The organism is Romboutsia sp., assembly GCF_035470145.1.
Taxonomy (GTDB): Bacteria; Bacillota; Clostridia; order Peptostreptococcales; family Peptostreptococcaceae; genus Romboutsia_D.
The window spans coordinates 1-4,380 of record NZ_DATIRC010000408.1 but is presented as its reverse complement, the minus strand read 5'-3'; the positions used below and the strand labels follow the sequence as shown (position 1 = coordinate 4,380).

8 protein-coding genes are annotated in these 4,380 nt (G+C 29.2%); all 8 read right to left on the bottom strand.

The window, feature by feature from the left end; genetic code table 11:
* Window positions 1-88: 88 nt before the first annotated feature.
* Window positions 89-463, bottom strand: coding sequence for a single-stranded DNA-binding protein (locus VLM92_RS16125; protein WP_325277342.1), 375 nt, complete (start codon window positions 461-463; stop codon window positions 89-91).
* 101 nt (window positions 464-564) lie between these two features.
* Window positions 565-816, bottom strand: coding sequence for a hypothetical protein (locus tag VLM92_RS16120; RefSeq protein ID WP_325277341.1), 252 nt, complete (start codon window positions 814-816; stop codon window positions 565-567).
* A 110-nt stretch (window positions 817-926) separates the two neighbouring features.
* A complete protein-coding gene (locus tag VLM92_RS16115) occupies window positions 927-1,442 on the bottom strand; it encodes a hypothetical protein (protein WP_325277340.1) in 516 nt (171 codons plus the stop codon).
* A 277-nt stretch (window positions 1,443-1,719) separates the two neighbouring features.
* Complete coding sequence (locus tag VLM92_RS16110; RefSeq protein WP_325277339.1) at window positions 1,720-1,890, bottom strand: AbrB/MazE/SpoVT family DNA-binding domain-containing protein; 171 nt, start codon at window positions 1,888-1,890, stop codon at window positions 1,720-1,722.
* 85 nt (window positions 1,891-1,975) lie between these two features.
* Window positions 1,976-2,182: a hypothetical protein gene (locus VLM92_RS16105; protein ID WP_325277338.1), complete on the bottom strand. Its 207-nt coding sequence runs from the start codon at window positions 2,180-2,182 to the stop codon at window positions 1,976-1,978.
* Between the two features lie 132 nt (window positions 2,183-2,314).
* Window positions 2,315-2,551, bottom strand: a complete 237-nt coding sequence (locus VLM92_RS16100; protein WP_325275988.1) for a hypothetical protein — start codon at window positions 2,549-2,551, stop codon at window positions 2,315-2,317.
* A 12-nt stretch (window positions 2,552-2,563) separates the two neighbouring features.
* Complete coding sequence (locus VLM92_RS16095) at window positions 2,564-2,713, bottom strand: hypothetical protein (RefSeq protein WP_325277337.1); 150 nt, start codon at window positions 2,711-2,713, stop codon at window positions 2,564-2,566.
* Window positions 2,714-2,715: 2 nt separating this feature from the next.
* Window positions 2,716-4,380, bottom strand: a 1,665-nt coding sequence (locus VLM92_RS16090; protein WP_325277336.1) for a DnaB-like helicase C-terminal domain-containing protein, incomplete at its 5' end; no start/stop codon positions are given.

Below are 4,380 nucleotides of genomic sequence, written 5' to 3'. Positions count from 1 at the left end.
TTTTTATTTTTTATCTCATACAATTCAACCATTTCTGTATTTATTGCTTTAAATTCTGCCATCTTACTCATATTCTACCCCCTGTATCTTAGAATGGTATTTCGTCACTATCTACTTCTTGGAACTCATTAGATTCTTTTTTATCGCCATTACCACCTAAAAATTCTAGCCTATCGCCTTTTATTTTGGTAAAGCTTCTTTTTTCTCCTTCTTTTTCGTATTGGTCAATATTTAATTCACCTTCTAATAATATTAACTTTCCTTTTGTTACGTACTGACACAAGTTTTCGCAATGCTTACCTAGCATTTCGCAGTTAATAAAATCAACCTTCTTGTTATTTTTATCCTTTTGGTAATTTCTCTCTACTGCTATAGTAAATTGCATTTTAGGAGTTCCACTTCCTGTTAAAAAACTTAATTCTGCATCTTTTGTTAATCTACCTGTAAATAAACACTTATTCATTTTCTTTTCTCCTTTTCTCTCCAAAATATATTATTAAATCAGTTAGTAACCATGTACCACCAACCAAATAAATCAATGCCAATGATTCCATTTCTTTCTCCTTATGTCAAATACCTTTTTACGAAATAATTTTCTAATTCTTCCAACTGTATTGGATTCCATAAATGCCTTTTTATCCCTAGTTCTTTTTCTTTAGCTTGCACTAATAGTTCAAAACTTGGTACTAATTTATGTGCTTTTATAGCATCTTTTATACTTATAGTTACATATTTATCTATACTTAATTTTGTCATATCCTCACTTGAAATTTGTATAGGCTCAATGTCATTGTTTACTGCTCTTACCAATTCCATCTAATCAACCCCCAAATTTAATAGTTCATCTACTAATTCACTAGCTTTTAAAGAAGCTTCACAAAGTCCATATTTACAGTACAGGCTGCACATTAAATTCCTTGCAATTTCTAGCATAATCTACCTTCTTTCATTAAATTTATTTTTACTCTATCTATTTCTATAGATAAAAAATCATAAATTTTATAAACTCTAGGCTCTATCCTTTTTCTACCGATAGGTATTTGAGTTTCTTCAATTATTCCAGTCCATATACTTGCATATCTTTCAATGTTTATAGCATCTTTTATATAATCTAGTAATTCTTTTCCTTCTACAAATCCATCTACATTCATTATAGAAGCCAAGTCCCTAACTATTTTCTTCTCTTTGTCATACCCTTTATAGCTTTCTATGTGTATATTATATTTATAATTTTCAAAATGCATTTTATTAGTATGTTTGCTATTTTTAGAATAAGTTATTTTAGATACTTTGCTTTTATTTTTATCGTTGTATTCATATTCTAAAGCATCTTTCAAAGCTATTCTATACTCAACTAATGCATTTCTTGTTGCCCAGTATGGACTGTCCCCTTTGTCCATAAAGTCCTTTGCTAAAGATGTTATGATCTCATATTCCCCCATTTTAAACACCCCTATTATTTTTATCTATTGTACGTTTTACTAAATGCTTTCCACATAGTTTCAATTAATTTAGAAAGCTTGATATTGTTTTTTTCACAGTATTTTAACATGTCTTGTAATATTGATAGGTCAATATAAATTGTTTTATTTACTTTCATTTGTTCACCTCTGCTTGTCTTTATATTTATATTATAGCACAAATTCTCCACGTGTATGTATGTAGAATAAAAATTATACTAATAATCGTATGACAAATTAAGACAAATAAAAAAGCTACCTAAGTAGCCTTTGCAATAATTATCTTTTCACCATCAAATTCAACTTCTACTTTCCTATTATCTGCATCAATTCCTAGTTCCTTAATCCAACTAATAGGCAATCTAATACTCGAACTCATGCTACCACTGCCACTTTTATTAAATGTTATATTTAACTCTCTCTTTTCCATTTTAAGACCTCCACCACATAGTTAATATATTTGTATAGGAAGCCTAGAAATTAGCTTCTAAACTTCCTTTTATTAGCTTTATTTGCTAATATTGAATCTCTATTTTGCCTTCCCAAACTCTATCCCTTGCCTTTTCCTTTGCTTCTGCTAAAGTATTAGCACTTGTTAATCTGTTCCAACCACCTTGCATTTCATTAAACCATAGAATATCATATTTTCCCCTGTTTTCCATTCCTGTATATGGCTTATCTACTACCTCGAAACTTATTCCTTCAATCTTGAATTTTCTCATAATCTAATTTCCTCCTAGTTTTTTTATTGATAACCAACTTATTATCTTAATTAAATTATATATTAACGTAACGTTAATGTCAAGTAGGCTTTCTAAATATTTTAAATTTATTTTTACAAATAAAAAAGCTACCTAAGTAGCCTTTACAATCTCAAACCCTTCAATATTTCCCTTGATTATTTCCCTCTTTAGCATTTCTTCTTTTAACCATTCAATTTCAGCTAATAGCGTAACTCTTTCGTGCCATATTTTAGGCTTATTAGCTTCTACATATTCCCAATCAATATTATTATCATGTAGCCATTTTTCTGCTTTCTCAAGCCTATTTAGTCCCTTTTCGTATTGCTTTATTAGTTCCTCTCTATTCACAATAGCAACCCCTTATTTTCTTTTAAACTTTTTCAAATATTCTTCCAATTCCTCTTTTGATAATTTATAAGTCTTAACTTCGCTTATAATGTCTTTGTTTTCATTTTCCCACTTATATTTTAATCCTATATCAGTTCCCCATGTTGATTTTTGCTTTGCCATTTCTAAAATTCTCCCTGCACTTTTATAAATTCATTATCGTAAAAATTTTTATTTAATTCTTGATTATTTATATAAAACCTTCTTCTATGCGTATCAAAATTTAGACCTACATTTTTATTTTGCACCCCTGTTGGTCTATTTTTTTCAACGCTAAAGATTGCATCATGTTCAAATTTAACCCCCTCTTCTTCTGTTTTGTCAACTCTAGTAATAGTAGTTACATAATCAGCTAAGTTAGTTATATTTGCACTTCCAGCTATATCTAATTTCGATACAACTTCACCTTTTGCAGTTTTTCTAGGGTGTGCTACCAAATGAACTATAGCATTATAAGTTAGTGCAAATTTCTTTAGTGCATTTATAAATATTTTTTCAGCTTCGTACTTGTCTTGACTATTGCCTAAGTCAATAGTCATAAGATTATCTAATATAAATACTTTTACGCCATATCGCTTCGCCAATTGCTCCATTTTAGATAATATTGAAGTATAGGAAAAATCAAAATCATTGTCATATATATATAATTTATTTTTAAGCCATCTACTCATTTTGCTTTTAGCTGCTGCACTTACTTTTGAGTATTGCGTGCCATCTTCTCTTTCTACCATTTCAATATCTTCATTGTTTGCTAAAGTATGAGTGATCCAATATTTCAAGTTTCCTTTTGTTAATTCGCCACTGAATATAAAACATTTATTATTTTGATGTATGCTTTCCAAAATGCACATTTGATTAACTAAAGTTGATTTTCCTGCCCCACTATTTCCTGTAAATACATTTAAAGTTCCTTCTACAAATCCATACATAACATTATCAAGCTTCTTAAACCCTGTTTTAATATTTTCAGCCTCATATACGTTGTAATCTTCTATATCATCAAATTCAGTTACATCATCAATAGCAGGATATTCAGCTTTTTTATATTGTTCAGCTACTGCTTCTTTTCCATGCTTAAATAACAATTCGTTAATATCTTTGCAGCTGCTCATATTAACTATTTTTACATTATTAAGTCTATTAGATATATTTCTAATTCCTTTTTTACCTGCTTCGTCATTATCAAACCATACTATAATTTCCTCGAATTGCTCTAAAAAGTCCCAGTTAGCTTCAATCCATTCTGAACTTGATGCACCTGTTGGAACTGATACCGAATTTTTTATACCTGCTTCAATAAGGCTTAAACAATCAAACTCACCTTCGCAGATAGTCAAACTTTTACTCATGTCGATTTTATCCATATTAAACAAAGTATTTATATTTGTATCTTTTTCAAACCACATCTTCAAATCTTTTTTATCTAACTTTCGTGCAGGTCTGAATTTATTGCTTATATGTTCTCCACGCTCGTTTCTATATTCAAACACTACATTCCCTTTATCAGCTTTCACACCTACATAATCTACAGTAGCCTTTGATATTTCCCTTTTACTTATATAGTCCATAACATTATCAACATTATTAGAGTACACGCTAGGCTTCTTATTTGCCTTTCTAATAGTCTTATTTTCTTCAATATATATATTTAAGCTAAAGTCTTTTATAATCGTTTTAATAGCTTCTAGGAAGCTTAAATTATAGTGTTGTTGGTAATGGTCAAATATGTCATAACTAGCATTACATGAAAAGCATTTATATTTTTTATTTTTACTATCAAATGCCATTAC